Origin of the sequence: Amycolatopsis samaneae, from assembly GCF_039541975.1 — a bacterium.
Taxonomy (GTDB): Bacteria; Actinomycetota; Actinomycetes; order Mycobacteriales; family Pseudonocardiaceae; genus Amycolatopsis; species Amycolatopsis samaneae.
Genome location: NZ_BAABHG010000002.1, coordinates 262,450 through 278,780, shown reverse-complemented (window position 1 = coordinate 278,780; position 16,331 = coordinate 262,450). Strand labels below are relative to the sequence as shown.

At 72.3% G+C, this 16,331-nt stretch carries 20 protein-coding genes; 12 read left to right on the top strand and 8 right to left on the bottom strand.

The window, feature by feature from the left end:
• Positions 1-58 precede the first annotated feature (58 nt).
• The 5 genes from ABD987_RS04520 to ABD987_RS04500 form a co-directional block, all read right to left on the bottom strand.
• Positions 59-1,360, bottom strand: coding sequence for a PucR family transcriptional regulator (locus ABD987_RS04520; RefSeq protein WP_345387209.1), 1,302 nt, complete (start codon positions 1,358-1,360; stop codon positions 59-61).
• Positions 1,360-2,067 carry a GntR family transcriptional regulator gene (locus tag ABD987_RS04515; RefSeq protein WP_345387205.1) on the bottom strand — a complete coding sequence of 236 codons (708 nt, stop codon included), beginning with the start codon at positions 2,065-2,067 and terminating at the stop codon, positions 1,360-1,362. The genes ABD987_RS04520 and ABD987_RS04515 overlap by 1 nt, the downstream gene beginning before the upstream one ends.
• Before the next feature lie 250 nt (positions 2,068-2,317).
• Positions 2,318-2,584, bottom strand: a complete 267-nt coding sequence (locus ABD987_RS04510; protein ID WP_345387203.1) for an HPr family phosphocarrier protein — start codon at positions 2,582-2,584, stop codon at positions 2,318-2,320.
• Positions 2,585-2,624: 40 nt separating this feature from the next.
• Positions 2,625-3,860: a PTS transporter subunit EIIC gene (locus ABD987_RS04505; protein WP_345387201.1), complete on the bottom strand. Its 1,236-nt coding sequence runs from the start codon at positions 3,858-3,860 to the stop codon at positions 2,625-2,627.
• Entirely contained in the window at positions 3,857-4,642 is a 786-nt protein-coding gene (locus ABD987_RS04500) for a GntR family transcriptional regulator (protein WP_345387199.1), read from the bottom strand. The genes ABD987_RS04505 and ABD987_RS04500 overlap by 4 nt, the downstream gene beginning before the upstream one ends.
• Before the next feature lie 189 nt (positions 4,643-4,831).
• On the opposite strand from ABD987_RS04500, the gene ABD987_RS04495 reads away from it, so the two are divergent.
• Together ABD987_RS04495 and ABD987_RS04490 are read left to right on the top strand one after the other, a co-directional pair.
• On the top strand, positions 4,832-5,122 hold the full coding sequence (locus ABD987_RS04495; RefSeq protein WP_345388247.1) for a PTS sugar transporter subunit IIB: 291 nt from the start codon (positions 4,832-4,834) through the stop codon (positions 5,120-5,122).
• Entirely contained in the window at positions 5,119-5,571 is a 453-nt protein-coding gene (locus ABD987_RS04490) for a PTS sugar transporter subunit IIA (RefSeq protein WP_345387197.1), read from the top strand. Before ABD987_RS04495 ends, ABD987_RS04490 begins: the two co-directional genes overlap by 4 nt.
• 160 nt (positions 5,572-5,731) lie before the next feature.
• On the opposite strand, the gene ABD987_RS04485 is transcribed toward ABD987_RS04490, so the two are convergent.
• Positions 5,732-6,172, bottom strand: coding sequence for a Rieske (2Fe-2S) protein (locus ABD987_RS04485; RefSeq protein WP_345387195.1), 441 nt, complete (start codon positions 6,170-6,172; stop codon positions 5,732-5,734).
• A 238-nt stretch (positions 6,173-6,410) separates the two neighbouring features.
• On the opposite strand from ABD987_RS04485, the gene ABD987_RS04480 reads away from it, so the two are divergent.
• The 7 genes from ABD987_RS04480 (at position 6,411) to ABD987_RS04450 (ending at position 12,860) form a co-directional block, all read left to right on the top strand.
• Entirely contained in the window at positions 6,411-7,052 is a 642-nt protein-coding gene (locus ABD987_RS04480; protein ID WP_345387193.1) for a prepilin peptidase, read from the top strand.
• An 89-nt stretch (positions 7,053-7,141) separates the two neighbouring features.
• A complete protein-coding gene (aroC, locus tag ABD987_RS04475) occupies positions 7,142-8,329 on the top strand; it encodes a chorismate synthase (protein ID WP_345387191.1) in 1,188 nt (395 codons plus the stop codon).
• A complete protein-coding gene (locus tag ABD987_RS04470; protein WP_345387189.1) occupies positions 8,326-8,856 on the top strand; it encodes a shikimate kinase in 531 nt (176 codons plus the stop codon). Before aroC ends, ABD987_RS04470 begins: the two co-directional genes overlap by 4 nt.
• Positions 8,857-8,869: 13 nt before the next feature.
• Positions 8,870-9,976, top strand: coding sequence for a 3-dehydroquinate synthase (gene aroB, locus ABD987_RS04465; protein WP_345387187.1), 1,107 nt, complete (start codon positions 8,870-8,872; stop codon positions 9,974-9,976).
• Positions 9,973-10,404 (top strand): type II 3-dehydroquinate dehydratase, encoded by a 432-nt coding sequence (aroQ, locus tag ABD987_RS04460; RefSeq protein WP_345387185.1) that lies wholly within the window; start codon positions 9,973-9,975, stop codon positions 10,402-10,404. Before aroB ends, aroQ begins: the two co-directional genes overlap by 4 nt.
• Positions 10,401-11,297 (top strand): GNAT family N-acetyltransferase, encoded by an 897-nt coding sequence (locus tag ABD987_RS04455; RefSeq protein WP_345387183.1) that lies wholly within the window; start codon positions 10,401-10,403, stop codon positions 11,295-11,297. The genes aroQ and ABD987_RS04455 overlap by 4 nt, the downstream gene beginning before the upstream one ends.
• Before the next feature lie 93 nt (positions 11,298-11,390).
• On the top strand, positions 11,391-12,860 hold the full coding sequence (locus ABD987_RS04450; RefSeq protein WP_345388245.1) for a glycoside hydrolase family protein: 1,470 nt from the start codon (positions 11,391-11,393) through the stop codon (positions 12,858-12,860).
• Here the strand turns inward: ABD987_RS04450 and ABD987_RS04445 are convergent.
• Positions 12,830-13,231: a B-4DMT family transporter gene (locus ABD987_RS04445; protein ID WP_345388243.1), complete on the bottom strand. Its 402-nt coding sequence runs from the start codon at positions 13,229-13,231 to the stop codon at positions 12,830-12,832. The two genes, ABD987_RS04450 and ABD987_RS04445, sit on opposite strands and share 31 nt — an antisense overlap.
• 277 nt (positions 13,232-13,508) lie before the next feature.
• On the opposite strand from ABD987_RS04445, the gene ABD987_RS04440 reads away from it, so the two are divergent.
• From ABD987_RS04440 to nusB, 3 genes are read left to right on the top strand one after another with little or no spacing between them, the layout of a single operon-like run.
• The gene (locus tag ABD987_RS04440) at positions 13,509-14,606 is read left to right on the top strand and encodes a M24 family metallopeptidase (RefSeq protein WP_345387181.1); all 1,098 of its coding nucleotides are present in this window, start codon (positions 13,509-13,511) and stop codon (positions 14,604-14,606) included.
• A gap of 39 nt (positions 14,607-14,645) precedes the next feature.
• Positions 14,646-15,209, top strand: coding sequence for an elongation factor P (efp, locus tag ABD987_RS04435; RefSeq protein ID WP_345387179.1), 564 nt, complete (start codon positions 14,646-14,648; stop codon positions 15,207-15,209).
• Entirely contained in the window at positions 15,209-15,667 is a 459-nt protein-coding gene (gene nusB / locus ABD987_RS04430) for a transcription antitermination factor NusB (RefSeq protein WP_345387177.1), read from the top strand. The genes efp and nusB overlap by 1 nt, the downstream gene beginning before the upstream one ends.
• A gap of 61 nt (positions 15,668-15,728) precedes the next feature.
• Here the strand turns inward: nusB and bldD are convergent, their stop codons facing one another.
• The gene (gene bldD, locus ABD987_RS04425; RefSeq protein WP_003096372.1) at positions 15,729-16,217 is read right to left on the bottom strand and encodes a transcriptional regulator BldD; all 489 of its coding nucleotides are present in this window, start codon (positions 16,215-16,217) and stop codon (positions 15,729-15,731) included.
• Positions 16,218-16,331: the final 114 nt, after the last annotated feature.

The window sequence follows — 16,331 nt, the reverse complement described above, 5'->3', positions numbered from 1 at the left end:
TCTTGGCCTGCGAGCGCAAGATCGCGCCGCGACATTGCGCGCGGCCGTCTTGCCGCGTTCAGCGCAGGACCGCGTCGCCCAGTTCTTCGGCGAGCTCCAAGGCGGTCCGCAGGGCGAGCGGGCGTTCGTCCACCGTGCGTTCGAGTACTTCTTGTGCGCGCCGTACGCGATAGGTGACGGTGCCGCGCGCGATGTGCAGGCGCTGGGCCACGGTCACCAGGCTGCGCTCGGCGTCGAGGTAGTGCCGCAGGGTCGTGCGGAGGATCGCCATCGTCTCGGTGCGCGTGGCCAGCGCGCCGAGTTCACGGCGCACGAGTTCGCCGGCGGCGGTCAGGTCGGCGGTCAGCAGCGCCGCGACGGCGACGTCGGCGTACGCGGTCGACTCGCGTGGGCGTTGGCCGGCCTCGCGGCGCAGGTGTTCGAATCGTTCCGCCCGGCAGGCTTCGGCGTGCGAGCGGCGGAAACCGTCGACACCGTTGGCGGGAAGGCCGATGCCCACGTGCAGCCCGTGCTGTGGCTGGAGGCCGGGCGCCAGCGCGCGGGCGTCCGCCGGACCGGCCATCGGCGCGCGTACGGCGCCCCACGCCCACACCTGGCCGGGCGCCATCGGCACCACCAGCGTCGCGGTCGCGCCCTGTGCGCGCAGCATCTCGGTCGCGGCCGTCTGCAGCGCGGGGTTCGCGGTGGGCGAGTCCGACCACAGGACGACAGCCACGTGCGCGCGGTCGAGGTCGTACCCGAGGGCGTGTGAAGCCTGCTCGGTGTCCGCGGGCGGACTGTCGGAAAGCAGTGCGCGAACGGCACCGGCGCGCGCGGCGGCCGTGCTGACGCTCCACGCGGCGTGTTCCGTGAGGTATTCCCGGATCATCGCGTCGGTGAGCTTGTCGATGCGGCCGAAGAGTTCTTGCGTGACCGCCGTGAGTTCTTCGATCACCGCGGCCGGATCGAGGAGCTCGGCGCAGGCACGGTGGAACGCCTCGGTCGTCAGCGCGTGCGCGATGCGCAGCCCGCGCAACACCTGCTCGAGCGGGATGGCCCGGTGGACGTACTCACGCATCCCCTCCGCCGTGGGCTCGCTGATCGGCGGGCGCTCCCCGGACTGCCCGACGAGGGCGGCCAGCACCTGCACGGCGGACGCCTCGGTGCCGCGGCGGAGCCGTTCGCGGGCCCCGGCGCCGCCCCCGAGGGAGGGCACCTCCTTGAGGATCTGCGCCGCGACCTCGCCGCCCAGTTCGATGGCCCAGCGCACCGGACCCTCCCCGACGAGTGCGATGGCCTCCTCGATGATCGGCCGAGGGCACGCCGCCTGCGCGAGGTCGACCGCACCACGCGGGCTCAGCTTCCTGACCCAGGCCCGCATCACCGCCCGCCCTGTTCTCCGCCGGTCTGGTTGGGGTGATCGGGTGCGCAGCTGATCAGCAGCTGGGCGGTGTGAGCGATGTGGTCGCGCAGCAGGTTCCGCGCTTGCTCGGCGTCGCGGGCGACGGCGGCGTCGAGTAGTGCTCGATGCTCGGCGGCGACGTCGCGGCCGGGTTCGTTGCCGAGGGAGACCGACCACTGCCGGTACAGCTCGGCCTCCTGCCGCAACGACCGTGCCGTGTCGAGCAGCCGCCGGTTGCGGCAGCCGGCCAGCAGCGCGAGGTGAAAGGCCGCGTGTGCCCGCGACCACTCGTCGGCCAGAAGGTCCGGATCGGCCGGGTCACGGTACGGAGCGCGTTCCAGAAGATGGTGCGCGGCAACGGCGTCGGCCTCCCAGCGCAGGTCGCCTTCCCGCACCGACAGCCGCAGGACCAGGGATTCGATCTCCACCCGTGCCTGCGTCAGCTCGGCCAGGTCCTGATGGGACAGTGGCCGGACCAGGTAGCCCTGATGCGGCCTGGCCACCACCAGCCCTTCGGCGACCAGCCTCGTCAGCGCCTCGCGGGTGACGCCGACGCTCACCTTGTAGCGCTCGGCCAGGTCCGGGAACTTGAGCCGTTCGCCCGGCATCAGCCGCGCGGCGAGGATGTCGGCGCGCAAGGCCTGGTGGATGCCGTCGGTGCGGGTCGCGCCGCCGCTCTTGGCCATGCCGCATCCTATCAGCTTACGAATTATCCTTGAACTTTCGAAAGTTGCGTCGCCGTGGTCGGTGCGCCGACGGAGTTCCGGCTGCGCGAGCGCCGGTGGGACAAAGGTGACGTCGACCGGTCCGACGTCGGTTCCGGACGGGTTCGGCTTCGGGGGAGTGACGCGACGGCGGCTCGCCGGAAACGACAGAGCCGTGCGGGATGCGTGGTCCACGCATCCCGCACGGCTCGTGCAGCTACCCCGGGGCGGCCTACCCGTCGAGGTCGGTCGCGACCAGTTCGGCGACCGCGTCGACGGCGGCCTGAGCGCCTTCACCGTCGGCGCTGATGATCACCTCGTCGCCGTGTCCGGCGGCGAGCGTCATCAGGTTGAGCACGCTGCCGGCGGCCACCGGGTCGCCGCCGTCCTTGGCGATCAGCACCGCGACGGGCTGCGCGGCGGCCGCCTTGGCGACCAGCGCGGCGGGCCTGGCGTGCAGGCCGACCTTGCTCGCCACGGTGACACGTTTCTCCGGCATTGTTCGTCCTCTTTCGTCTTGCTTCTCGTGCGGTCCGAGTCTACTTCGCGGCCGTGCGGTCCAGGTCGGCCTCGATCGAGTCGTCCTCACGGCCCGGTGTGCGCAGGTTCCACTTGGTGATGACCCAGCGGAACACCACGTAGTAGATGGCCGCGAAGACCAGGCCGATCGGGATCAGCAGCCACGCCTTGTGCGCGGTGTCCAATGTGGAGTTGAGCGCGAAGTCGATCGCCCCGGCGGAGAAGGAGAAACCGAGCTTGATCCCCAGCGCGTTGACCAGTGCCAGTGAGATACCGGTCATCACCGCGTGGAACACGTACAGCGGCCACGCGACGAACATGAACGAGAACTCGATCGGCTCGGTGACACCGGTGACGAACGCGGTCAGCGCGGCCGCGATCATCACACTGCCGACGACCTTGCGCTGGCTCGGCTTGGCGGACTGCATGATCGCCAGCGCCGCGGCGGGCAGCGCGAACATGAAGATCGGGAAGAACCCGGTCATGAACGAGCCGGAACCCTGGACGTGGCCGAAGAAGTTGTTCAGGTCACCGCCGCCGAAGACGAACCACACCGGCACGTTCAGCAGCTGGTGCAGGCCGACCGGGATGAGCAGCCGGTTGAGCAGGCCGTAGATACCGCCACCGACGACCGGGGAGCCCATCACCGCCTCGCCGACGGCGTGGATGCCCTGGTCGACGTACTTGAACAGCAGACCCAACACCACGCCGATAACGATCATCGCGAGCGCGGTGATGATCGGTACGAACCGGCGCCCGCCGAAGAACGCCAGCCACGAGGGCAGTTTGATCCGGTGGTACCGCTGCCACAGCAGCGCCGTCACCAGCCCGACGATCACGCCGCCCAGCACACTGTAGGGCCAGTTGAGCGGATTGAACTCCCAACCGTACTTGTAGCCGTCCAGTTCCTTGACCGGCGCGAAGACCCGCACGACGGCGTTGAACACGACCCAGCCGACAACGGCGGCGACACCGGTCGAGCCGTCACCCTTGCGGGCGAACCCGACCGCGATGCCGACGGCGAACAGCAGCGGCAGCCAGTTGAACAGGCTGCTGCCCGCTCCTCCGACGACCTCTGCGACCTTGTCCCAGCCGAGTCCCTTCTTGCCGAGCAGATCCTCTTGGCCGAGGCGGTTGAGCAGACCGGCTGCGGGCAGGGTGGCGATAGGGAGCATGAGGCTGCGGCCGAAGCGCTGGAGCCCGGCGAGTCCGCCTCCGCCCTTGCTCTTCGCCCCCTCCGCGGTGGTGGCGCTCATCGATTACCTCCATGGGGTTGATGGCCGGAATCCGGGGCGTTCCGGTCCAACTGCATAGTCACCTGGTAGTGGTCTCCCCGGTACCAGGAAGTCATGTCCTCCACGGGTTCCCCGTTCGAACTGGAAACCCTGCGGAAGACGAGGAGCGGGCTGCCCGCCCTGATGTTGAGCAGGCGCGCCGTTTCACGGTCCGCGGACTCGGCCCAGACCGTCTGCCACGCGTGGTCGGGCCGCACTCCGTAGTTGTCCGCGAGCTGTGCGTACAGCGAGCGGCTCAGGTCGAGATCGAGCAGGCCCGGCGTGCGGCCCGCGTGGTACCAGCCGCGTTCCACCGCGAGCGGGACGCCGTCGGCGCGGCGCAGCCGGACCAGCCGGTGCGCGGGCACCCCACCGGCGAGGCCCAGCGCCTGCGCGGAAGTGACCGGCGGAACCTCCAATGAGGTCGAGACCACTTCGGTCGCCGGGGTCAGCCCGCGGCGGCGCATGTCGTCGGTGAACGACATCAGGTAGACCTGCAGCTCCATCCGGCGGGCCGCGGTGAAGGTGCCCTTGCCGCGGACGCGGGCGAGCAGGCCCTCCTCGACCAGCTTGCCGATTGCCGAGCGCACGGTCAGCCGGGAGACGCCGTAGCGCTGGGCGAGGTCCCGTTCGGACGGGATGGGCGCGCCGGGCGGCAGTTCCCGCTCGACCGTCCGGCGCAGGATCTCGCGCAGCTGGGCGTGTTTCGGGGTCGGTCCGTTGACGACCCGATCGGGTGGCGGGACGGGCGCGGCCGCGCTCATGTACGTCACCCTCCTCGTCGAAGGCCGCTGGGGCCGGTGCTCGCGTCCGGGCCGGAAGATTGGTACGTTCCGGTCTAGACCAATGTCTGATGGGGCAGGATGCTCCGCCGCACGAGCGGGTGTCAACCACCGTTATGCGTTCGTGGCCAGCGGTGGGGTGCATGCCGACGAACGGCGTAGTACAGCTGGATCGTCAGCTTCGCCCCAGGTGGAAAACCGACAGGGAACAAGGAGACCGCGATGGCGGATGACAGGGCGGAAAAGATTCTCGCGGCGCTCGGCGGCGCGGACAACCTGACCGAGATCGAGGGGTGCATCACCCGCCTGCGGTGTGAGGTCGAAGACATGAGCCTCGTCGACGAAGCGGGGCTCAAGGCCGCCGGTTCGATGGGCGTGGTGAAGATGGGCTCGACGGCCCTGCAGGTGATCGTCGGGCCGGAGGCCGACAACATCGCCAGCGACATCGAGGATCTGCTGTGAGCCTGGAGGTACGGAGCCCGGTCGCCGGGCGCGCGGTGGCCATGACCGAGGTGCCCGACCCGGTGTTCGCGCAGGCCATGGTGGGCCCCGGTATCGCGGTCCAGCCCGCGGCCGGGCCCGCCGACGCCGTCGCGCCGATCGACGGCACCATCATGACCCTGCACCCGCACGCCTTCGTGGTGGCGGGCGAGGACGGCCGCGCCGTGCTGGTCCACCTCGGCATCGACACGGTGAAGGAGAAGGGCGAAGGGTTCACCCTGCACGTCGTGAAGGGTGAGCGGGTGCGGGCCGGGCAGCCGATCGTCGGCTGGAACCCGACTGCGGTCGCCGAGGCCGGGTACTCCGCGATCGTCCCGGTCGTGGCGCTCGACGCGCAGGCCGAAGTGCTTTCGGCGCTGGCCGAGGGCGACGTCGCGGCGGGTGACCGAGTGTTCACCTGGGACGCCTGAGCGTCCGGACGAGACCGAGGGAACGGGGCTCCTCCGTGCGGAGGGGCCCCGTTTTCGTCGAAGGCCCGGGGCGGACGTGCGGGAGGGCCGCCCCGACGCTCCGCCGAGCGGCCGGGACGGCCCTGTCCGTCCCTTGTGGAATGTCTACAGAGGACAGAGGTCAGCCGGTGACGACCTGTCCGTTGTCGATCTTGACCGGCACCGAGGCCAGCGGCTTCTTCGCCGGTCCCTGCTTGACGGCGCCGGTGCGCGCGTCGAACACCGACCCGTGGCACGGGCACTTGAGCTCGGTGCCCTGTGGTGTCACCGTGCAGCCCTGGTGCGTGCAGATCGCGCTGAACGCCGCCACGGTGTTCTCCGCGGTCCTGGCCACGACGATGTCCGAGCCGTCGGGGCCCTTGGCGGCCTTGACCTCGCCGACCGGTACGTCGGCGAGCGCGACGAGCGGCCCGCCGGGCGCGGGCTGGGCCTTCTTCGTGTCCGGTGCGGCGGCGGTGCCCGACGAGCCGCAGGCGGCCAGCGCGGCGGCGCCCACCGCGGCGCCCGCCACGGCGGCGCCCGCGCTGAGGACGGAACGGCGGGAGTGTGGTTCGGCAGTCATACCCGTGGACACGGACGCCGCGCCCGTCCGGTTCACTCCCTTTCGGAACGATCGGTGCGCGGCCCTCTGGCTGGTCCTGTGCCGCGAGCCGTGAAGGAGTCCTTCACGGCACTGAGGCCCCGCTGAGCGCCGCCGAGAGTCATCCAACGGGTGAACCCGGGCCGGAAACGGTACGAGCGGTCCACTCGCGCCGTCCGGGGTTTGCCCTGGTGAGGTGGTCCGGGGCAGCGTGGATCACGTGTACCGCGTACTGCTGCTCCTCCTGTTCACGGCCGCCGGGGCCGCCCTCGCCCCGGCGACCGCCGCCCTGCTGCGCCGGGCGGGCGCGCCGATCGCCGTGCCGTCCGCGGCGGGGCTCACCGCGCTGGGCCTTGGCGTGGTCTGCTGGCGCTGGCAGTCCGGTGGCTGTCCGGGCTGGTGGCTCCCGGTGCCGTGCCTGCTGACCGTCCTCGCCGTCCCGCTCGCGCTGGCCGATCTGCGGCATCTGCGGCTGCCGGACGTGCTCACCCTGCCCGCGTACCCGGCGTTCGCCCTCGTGCTGGCGGTCGCCGCGGTGGCGGGCGGCGGCCCGGGCCCGGCGGTCCGGGCGCTGGCCGGGGCGGCGGTGTTCGGCGGTGCGCACGCGCTGGTCCACCTGCGCGCGCCCGGGTCGCTCGGCGCCGGCGACGTGAAGCTGTCGGGCGTCCTCGGCGCGGTGCTCGCCGCGGTGGGCTGGCCGGCCCTCGTCCTCGGCGCGGTAGCGGCGGCGCTGCTCAGCGTGGCGCTCGCGATGTGCCGCCGGGCGTCCGCGGGCGCGGTCCCGCACGGGCCGGGCCTGCTCGCCGCGGCCTGGCTGTGCGCGCTCCTGCCACCGGCGGGATCGGGGGCGGGCCTGGGCTGACCGGAACCGGACGGCGCGGGTGCCCGCCGGAGAGCCGAACCCGGGGAGTCCTTGCTCGCCCGGTCGTGGCGACGTGACAGGATCGTCGGGTGTTGCGCTGGATCACCGCGGGTGAATCACACGGCCCCGCACTCGCCGCCGTGCTCGAAGGCATGGTCGCCGGTGTGGGCGTCACGACCACGGACGTGACCGAGCAGCTGGCCCGGCGCCGGCTCGGCTTCGGGCGCAGTCCCCGGATGGGCTTCGAGACCGACCACATCGAGTTTCTCGGCGGGGTGCGCCACGGGCTCACCCAGGGCGGCCCGATCGCGGTCCAGATCGAGAACGCCGAATGGCCCAAGTGGGAGAAGGTCATGGCGGCCGATCCGGTGGATCCGGAGGAGCTGGCCGGGCTCGCCCGCAACGAGCCGCTCACCCGGCCCCGGCCGGGGCACGCCGACCTGCCCGGCATGCAGAAGTACGGCTTCGCCGAGGCCAGGCCGGTGCTGGAGCGGGCGAGCGCGCGGGAGACGGCGTCGCGTACCGCCCTGGGCACGGTCGCGCGCAACTACCTGCGGCAGCTGCTCGGCATCGAGGTGCTCAGCCACGTGGTGTCCATCGGCGGCGCCGACGCCCCGGCGGGCCCGCTGCCCACCGCGGCGGACCTGCCCGCCATCGACGAGAGCCCGGTCCGTGCCTTCGGTGCGGAGGGCACCGAGGCGATGGTCGCCGAGGTGGACGCGGTGCGGAAGGCGGGCGACACCGTCGGCGGTGTGATCGAGGTGATCGTCTACGGCCTGCCCCCGGGTCTCGGCTCGCACGTCCACTGGGACCGCAGGCTCGACGCCCGGCTCGCGGGCGCGCTCATGGGCGTCCAGGCGATGAAGGGTGTCGAGGTCGGCGACGGCTTCACCACGGCACGCCGCTGGGGCAGCCAGGCCCACGACGAGATCGACCGCGGCTCCGGCCCGGTCGGGGTCACCCGGCGGTCCAACCGCGCGGGCGGGCTGGAGGGCGGCATCACCAACGGCGAGCCGCTGCGTGTGCGGGTCGCCATGAAGCCGATCTCGACCGTCCCGAAGGCACTGTCCACTGTGGACGTCACAACCGGTGAGCCCGCGGTCGCGATCCACCAGCGCTCCGACGTCTGCGCGGTCCCGAGGGCCGGGGTCGTGCTGGAGTCGGTGGTGGCGCTCGTGCTCGCCGACGCCGCGCTGGAGAAGTTCGGCGGCGACTCGCTGGACGAGAGCAGGCGCAACGCGCAGGCCTACCTGAAGGCGCTCGAGGAGCGCTGGTGACCCCGCGCGCGGTGGTCGTCGGGCCGCCGGGCTCGGGCAAGAGCACGGTCGGCCCGCTGCTGGCCGCCCGGCTCGGCGTCGCCTTCCGCGACACCGACGACGACATCGTCGCCCGCGCCGGGCGCGCGATCACCGACATCTTCGCCGAGGACGGCGAGCCCGCCTTCCGCGCGCTGGAAGAGGAGGCCGTCGCGGCGGCGCTCGCCGAGCACGTCGGCGTGCTGTCCCTCGGCGGGGGCGCGCCGATCACGCCAGGGACCCGGGCCCGGCTGTCCGCGCACACGGTCGTCTTCCTCAACGTCGGGATGGCGGCGGGGATCCGGCGCACCGGGCTGTCCACCGCGCGCCCGCTGCTCGCCGGGGTCAACCCCCGGGCGACCTACAAGGCACTGCTCGACGCGCGGGTCCCGGTGTACCGCGAGGTGGCCACGATCGAGGTGGACACCGACGAGCGCACCCCGGAGGAACTGGTGGAGCTGCTCGCGGCCCGCATCGAGGGGCTCGCCGCCGAACGACGGCCGAACTGAGAAAAGGAGCACGATGTCCGACCCGGTCCGTATCCCGGTCGCCACCGCGAAGCCGTACGACGTCCTGGTGGGCCGCGGCCTGCTCGACGAGCTCACCGCCCAGCTGCGGGACGCGTCGAAGATCGCGCTGATCCACCCGCCGACGCTGACCACCACCGCCGAGACCGTCCGCGAGGAGCTGATCGCCGCCGGGCTCGACGCCCACCGCGTCGAGATCCCGGACGCCGAGGACGGCAAGGCGCTCACCGTGGCGAGCTTCTGCTGGGAGGTCCTCGGCCGCATCGGCCTCGACCGCCGCGGGGTCGTGGTCGGCCTCGGCGGTGGCGCGGTCACCGACCTCGCCGGGTTCGTCGCGGGCACCTGGATGCGCGGGGTCCGGCTGGTCAACGTGCCGACCACGCTGCTGGGCATGGTCGACGCGGCGGTCGGCGGCAAGACCGGCATCAACACCGAGGCGGGCAAGAACCTCGTCGGGGTGTTCCACGAGCCGAGCGCGGTCCTCGTCGACCTGGCCACCCTGGAGACGCTGCCGCCGAACGAGCTGGTCGCGGGGATGGCCGAGGTCGTCAAGGCCGGGTTCATCGCCGATCCGAAGATCCTGGAGCTCATCGAGTCCGACCCGGCCGCCGCGGTCGACACGACCGGCGACGTGCTGGGTGAGCTGGTCCGCCGCTCCATCCAGGTCAAGGCCGATGTCGTCGCCGCCGATCTGCGCGAGGCGGATCTGCGCGAGATCCTCAACTACGGCCACACCCTCGGTCACGCCATCGAGCGCCGCGAGCGCTACCGCTGGCGGCACGGCGCGGCGGTGAGTGTCGGGCTCGTGTTCGCCGCCGAGCTGGCCCGCCTCGCCGGGCGGCTCGACGACGCGACGGCCGAGCGGCACGCCGCCGTCCTGCGCCTGCTCGGGCTGCCCACCACCTACGACCCGACCGCGCTGCCGCAGCTGCTGGAGACCATGAAGGGCGACAAGAAGACCCGCTCCGGGGTCCTGCGTTTCGTCGTCCTCGACGGGCTGGCGAAGCCGGGCAGGCTGGAGGGCCCCGACCCGGCACTGCTGGCCGCCGCGTACTCGGCGGTCGCGGCCGGGGAGCAGAGCGGCGGGAGCGTGCTGCTGTGAAGGCGTTCGTGCTCAACGGACCCAACCTCGGGCGGCTCGGCAAGCGCGAGCCGGACGTCTACGGCTCCACCACCCACGACGACCTCATCGCGCTGTGCGTCGACACCGGCGCCGAGCTGGGCCTGGACGTCGACGTCCGGCAGACCGACCACGAGGGCGAGCTGGTCGGCTGGCTGCACGAGGCGGCCGACAGCGGCGTCCCGGTGGTACTCAACGCCGGTGCCTGGACGCACTACTCGATCGCGGTCCGCGACGCGGCGGCCCAGCTCACCGCGCCGCTGATCGAGCTGCACATCTCCAACGTCCACAAGCGCGAGCCGTTCCGGCACCACAGCGTGCTCTCCGACATCGCGACCGGCGTCATCGCGGGGCTCGGCGTGGACGGCTACCGGCTCGCCCTGCGCTGGCTCGCCGACCACACCCGGTGAGTGTCCCGGAGCTCGTCACGGCGCGGCTGCGGCTGCGCGCGCTCACCGAGGCGGACACCGCCGCGGCGGCCCGGGTCTTCGCCGACCCGGAGATGAGCCGGTTCCTCGTCCACGACTTCACCGATCCCCGGCAGCTGCGCGCCATGATGGACCGCCGGCTGTCCTACGACGGCCCGGCGGGGCAGGGGCACTGGGCGATCGACCGCGACGGCGAGTTCGTCGGCCTCGCGCATCTGAGCCCGTCTCGGCGGCTGCCGGGAGGCGTCACGTCGATCGGTTACTACCTCGCCCGCGAGCACGGTGGTCAGGGCCTGGCCACCGAGGCGGCGCGGGCCCTGCTCGACCACGGGTTCGGCACGCTCGGCCTGCCCGCGGTGTGGGCACTCGCGCGCGAAGACCACGCGGCGAGCCGGAAAGTGTTGCGGCGGCTGGGCTTTCTCGACGTCGGCGGCCACGAATACGAGGGCATGCCACACCGGGTGTTCGCCGCGTTGCCCTCCGCGCACGGCCGCCCGCACCACCTCGAACTGTGGGTGCCGGACCTCGCCCGCGCGGAACGCTCCTGGGGCTGGCTGCTGACGGCGCTCGGCTGGCGCGAGTACCAGCGCTGGTCCGCCGGGGTCAGCTGGCGGCTGGGCGCCACGTACCTGGTGGTGGAGCGGTCCCCGGCGCTGAGCGGCACCGCGCACGAGCGCACCCGGCCCGGCCTGAACCACCTCGCGCTGCACGTGGCCACCCGGGACGGGGTGGACGCGCTCGCCGCCGGATCGGCCGCGCACGGCTGGCGCCCGCTGTTCGCCGACCGGTACCCGCACGCGGGCGGCGACGAGCACTACGCCGCGTACCTGGAGAACGAAGACGGGTTCGAGGTCGAACTCGTCGCGATCGAGTGACCCACTGCCGGGGTCACTCGACCAGGTGAGTCATCGCTACACTCGGCGATCGTGCGTCCGATTCGTCGTGGGGGCGGGCGAATCGCCAGCGCCCTGTCCGCAGCCCTGTGCGGCTGTGTCCTCCTCGCCGGGTGCGGTGACGGCTACGCACAGTCCCAAGTGGACAGACCGGTGGCGCAGACGGCGCCGAGCCAGGCGAAGGTGGCCGACACCCGGCTGGCCACCGGCGATCCCCGGCAGAGCGCCGGCGTGGTCGCCGCGGGCGGCCAGGACGCGGTGTACAACTACGTCCCGTCGGTGATGCTCGACGGCGGGCGCACCCGGATGTGGTGGTGCAGCCAGTACGGCAGCGCGCCCCCGCCCGGCGACGACATCCTCTACGCCGAGGCCCCGACGGCCGACGGGCCCTTCACCGGCCCCGGCGGCGGCGATCCCGCCGCGGTGCTGTCGGGCGCGCCCGGCGGTTTCGACGGGATGCACACCTGCGACCCCTCGGTGCTGCGCATCGGCACGACCTACTACCTGTACTACACCGGCGCCGCGGGCGATCACGCGCTCGGCAACGCCGTCGGCCTCGCCACCAGCCAGGACGGGGTGGACTGGACCCGCGCGGCGGGCGGGCGGCCGATCCTGTCCCCGTCGCACGACACACACCGCGACAACGTCTACGGCGCGGGCCAGCCCTCGGTGGTGTACCTCGACGGCTGGTTCTACCTCATGTTCACCGACACCACCGGCAGGGCGGCGGGCTGGAACGGGGCGGGCCAGTTCCTCGTCCGGTCGCACGATCCGGCGTTCGCCACCGGGGTCGAGGCACTCGGGCCCGGTGGCTTCGGCCCGGTGCCCTCCACCGCCGCGCCACGGGAGCGGTCGATCGTGGACGGGTTCAGCGCCGACCTGATGTGGTCGGGCGCGCTCAACGCGTTCGTGATCGCCCACGAGACCGCCGAAGGCACCACCCTCACGTTCTGGACGAAGGACTTCACCGAGCAGCCCTACCGCCCGCTCGTCATCGGCGGCGACTGGAAGGAGGGCCCCGGCCTCGTCCGGCGCCCGGACGGGCACGCCCCGCTCGACGTCGCCGCGCCCTGCGACCGGGTCCCGTTCGACGTCGTGCGCGCGACCGGCCTCGACGCCAGCGGCGCGCCGACCGGGCTGCGGCACTTCGGCCTCGACGTGCGGGGCGCCGGGGGCTGCTCCTCTCCCGAACGGACCGCGATCACCTTCGACGGGCTCGCGATGCCCTCGCCGGAGCGGACCATGGACCTGGTGCGCGGCGGGAAGCTCGTGCGGGTCGACCGGCGGGCGGTGGCCGTCGCGCTGGCCGGGCAGGTCGCCGAGCACCCGATCGCCCCCGCGTCCGGGTTCCCCCTCGCCGCGCGGCTGCGCGCCGGGGCGACGGTGGTCAAGGCCGACGGGCGCGCGCTCGGCGTCCTGCTGGACCGGGACACCCTGTGGGGTCTGCCCGACGCCGGGGTCGTCGCGGCCAACGACTCCGCGGTCGTGGAGATCCCGCCCGCGCGGTGGGACGCCTACCCGCGGGCGTCCTCGCTGGGCGGCTGAGCGGCGCGCGTCCCCCGCCCGATCCGCCCGCCGACGAACAGCCCGAGACCCGCCGGGACCAGCACGAGCAGCGCGGAGAACGCGGCACCGCCGGTGAGCGCCCCGCCGAGCTCGGAGGCGCCGGTCTGGTCGACGAACACCGCCCGCCCGATCACGTAGAGCACGCCCGCGACCGGCCCGGTGACCAGCGCGGCGACGAACCAGTTCCGGCCGCGGTCGGGGCGGTCCAGCCAGGCGTCCACGGCCCCCCACAGCGCGGCGGCGCCGACCAGCAGCGCGAGTGCCAGCGAGATCGGGAAGGCCTGGTCGGTCGGGTGGTACACCGAGTACTTGGCGAGCACCGTGACGGCGGCGCCGTGCACCAGCGCCATCACCAGCCCCCGCGTCAACCAGCCAGGCATCTTGGCAGTGTAGGCGCCCGGAACCGGGTGGCCCATGCGCCCCAATGTGGCATTCGCTGCGCTGGACGCACCCAATGTGGCGTTCGGTGCGTGGAATGGGGGCTGGACGCGGAGCGTCTCCGTTGAGGGTGGTGGTGGGGGCAAGGAGCGGAGCACCCAATGCCACATTGGGGCGCTCGTCCGCGAGGGAGATCCGGGCGCGGGGAACACCACCAAAGGAGGGGAGCGGCACCACTAGGCTGGTGGCGTGGCCGAAACCCATTCACGCCGTCGCGCCGCGCTGCGCGAGCTGCTCGCCGGGGCCGGGGTCGACGCGATCCTCGTCACCGACCTCACCAACATCCGGTACCTGACCGGGTTCACCGGATCCAACGCCGCCCTGCTCGTGCACACCGGCGGCGAGCGGGACACCGTGTTCTGCACCGACAGCCGCTACGACACCCAGTCCTCGGCCGAGGTCCCGGATCTCGAACGCGTGCTGGACCGGGCCAGCGCGGCGGCACTGGCCACCCGCGCGGCCGCCGCCCGGCGGACCTACGGCCGCACCGGGTTCGAGAGCCAGCACGTCAGCGTCGAGCAGCACGAGTCCCTCAAGGAGGGTTTTGGCGCCGTCGAGCTGGTCCGGGCTCCCGGCCTGGTCGAGCGGCTCCGGACGGTCAAGGACGACACCGAGGTCGCCGCGCTGCGTGCCGCCTGCGCCGCGGCCGACCGCGCGCTGGCCGATCTGGTCGCCGCCGGGGGACTGCGCGCCGGACGCACCGAGCGCGAGGTGGCCAGGGACCTGGAGAACCGGATGCTGGAGCACGGCTCGTCCGAGCCGTCGTTCCGGTCGATCGTGGCCACCGGCGCGAACTCCGCCATTCCGCATCACCAGTACGGCGACGCGGTGCTCACCGCGGGCGACTTCGTGAAGCTGGACTTCGGCGCCACCGTCGAGGGCTACCACTCGGACATGACCCGCACGTTCGTGCTCGGCGAGCCCGCCGGCTGGCAGCGTGACCTCTACGACCTCGTGCACCGCGCCCAGGCGGCGGGCACCGCCGCGGTGCGGCCGGGCGCCGAGGTGTCCGAAGTGGACGCCGCGGCGCGGTCGGTGATCGCCGGGGAGGGGCACGGCGAGCACTTCGGGCACGGGCTCGGGCACGGCGTCGGCCTGCACGTCCACGAGGCGCCGAGCCTCGCTACCACGGGCGTCGGTACACTGTCCGCCGGTATGGCGGTCACCGTCGAGCCCGGCGTCTACCTCGCCGGCCGGGGTGGCGTCCGCATCGAGGACACGCTCGTCGTGCGAGACGGCGAGCCGGAGCTCCTCACCCAGAGCACGAAGGACCTCGTGGCCCTCTAACGGCCGCGGGGACACACCGATACAGGAGACTGCAAGCTCGTGGCCACCACCAACGACCTGAAGAACGGGCTCGTCCTCAACCTCGAGGGCCAGCTGTGGACCGTCACCGCGTTCCAGCACGTCAAGCCGGGCAAGGGCGGCGCGTTCGTCCGCACCACGCTCAAGCACGTGCTGACCGGCAAGGTCGTCGACAAGACGTTCAACGCGGGCACCAAGGTGGACACCGCGACCGTCGACCGCCGGAACATGACCTACCTCTACAAGGACGGCGCCGACTTCGTCTTCATGGACGGCGACACCTACGACCAGATCACCGTGCTGGCCGAGGTCGTCGGGGACAACGCGAACTACCTGCTGGAGAACACCGAGGTCCAGGTCGCGGTGCACGAGGGCAACCCGCTCTACGTCGAGCTCCCGACCTCGGTCGAGCTCGTCGTGCAGCACACCGACCCCGGCCTGCAGGGCGACCGCTCCACCGGCGGCACCAAGCCGGCCACGCTGGAGACGGGCGCGGAGATCCAGGTCCCGCTGTTCCTGAGCACCGGCGAGAAGATCAAGGTCGACACCCGTGACGGCCGCTATCTGGGCCGCGTCTCCAACTGATGGACGGGACGCCGAAACCGAAACCAAAGCGCGGCGGGCCGATCAGCCGCCGCCAGGCCCGGCAGCGGGCCGTGGAAATGCTGTACGAAGCCGGGCAGCGGGAGGCCGACGCGGTCACCCTGCTGTCCGAGCGGGTGGGGGCGATCGAGGTCGACCCGATCGGCGACTACACGATCGAACTGGTCGAGGGTGTCACCGGGCGGCGTGACCAGATCGACGAGCTGCTCGCGGAGCACGCGCACGGCTGGACGATCGAGCGGATGCCGCCGGTGGACCTGGCGGTGCTGCGGGTCGGGGTCTACGAGATGCTGTGGTCGGCGGACGTGCCGGACGCGGTCGCCATCGACGAGGCGGTCGGCCTCGCGAAGGCGCTTTCCACCGACGACTCGCCCCGTTTCGTGAACGGGGTGCTCGGCCGCATCGGCACCATCGCCGACCGGCTGCGCGCGGTGCTCTGAACCACCACGTGCTTGAGCGTTTTCGGTTCCCCACAACCGAAAACGCTCAAGCAGAGCCCGATCAGTCCTCCTTCGAGGGGCGAGCCTCGGGGGGCAGCACTCCCCAGTCGATGAGCTGCTCGGTCAGCTCGCCGGGGGTCATGTCGTAGATGATGGCCAGCGACCGCAGGTCCTCGGTGCGGATGGACAGCACCTTGCCGTTGTAGTCGCCGCGCTGGCTCTGGATGGTGGCCGCGTACCGGGCCAGCGGTCCGACCTTCTCGGCCGGGAGCTGCTGGAGCCGCTCCAGGTTGATGACGATCTTGGTGGCGGGCTCGGCACCCGAGGGGACCCGGCCCTCCGGCAGCAGTTCGACCACCGGCACGCCGTAGAAGTCGGCCAGCTCGGCCAGCTTCTGGACGGTGACGGCTCGATCGCCACGCTCGTACGAGCCGACGACGACGGCCTTCCAGCGGCCGCCGGACTTCTGCTCGACCCCGTGCAGGGACAGGCCCTGTTGCTGGCGGATACCGCGGAGCTTGGCCCCGAGCGCCTTGGCGTAATCGCCCATCTGGTGGTTCTCCGTTTCTTCACCCCCTGCCCGGCCGGGATGACCGGTCCAGGGGACTTCTCGAGTCGAATACTCAGAGTAATGGTTACGCATAGTTGTCACCAGGTCAAGCAG

What these genes read in the sequence shown, in the direction of transcription:
- ABD987_RS04520 (WP_345387209.1), bottom strand. Translation starts at nt 1,360, where the DNA reads ATGCGGGCCTGGGTCAGGAAGCTGAGCCCGCGTGGTGCGGTCGACCTC.
- ABD987_RS04515 (WP_345387205.1), bottom strand. Translation starts at nt 2,067, where the DNA reads ATGGCCAAGAGCGGCGGCGCGACCCGCACCGACGGCATCCACCAGGCC.
- ABD987_RS04510 (WP_345387203.1), bottom strand. Translation starts at nt 2,584, where the DNA reads ATGCCGGAGAAACGTGTCACCGTGGCGAGCAAGGTCGGCCTGCACGCC.
- ABD987_RS04505 (WP_345387201.1), bottom strand. Translation starts at nt 3,860, where the DNA reads ATGAGCGCCACCACCGCGGAGGGGGCGAAGAGCAAGGGCGGAGGCGGA.
- ABD987_RS04500 (WP_345387199.1), bottom strand. Translation starts at nt 4,642, where the DNA reads ATGAGCGCGGCCGCGCCCGTCCCGCCACCCGATCGGGTCGTCAACGGA.
- ABD987_RS04485 (WP_345387195.1), bottom strand. Translation starts at nt 6,172, where the DNA reads ATGACTGCCGAACCACACTCCCGCCGTTCCGTCCTCAGCGCGGGCGCC.
- aroB (WP_345387187.1), top strand. Translation starts at nt 8,870, where the DNA reads ATGTCCGACCCGGTCCGTATCCCGGTCGCCACCGCGAAGCCGTACGAC.
- ABD987_RS04445 (WP_345388243.1), bottom strand. Translation starts at nt 13,231, where the DNA reads ATGGCGCTGGTGCACGGCGCCGCCGTCACGGTGCTCGCCAAGTACTCG.
- nusB (WP_345387177.1), top strand. Translation starts at nt 15,209, where the DNA reads ATGGACGGGACGCCGAAACCGAAACCAAAGCGCGGCGGGCCGATCAGC.
- bldD (WP_003096372.1), bottom strand. Translation starts at nt 16,217, where the DNA reads ATGGGCGATTACGCCAAGGCGCTCGGGGCCAAGCTCCGCGGTATCCGC.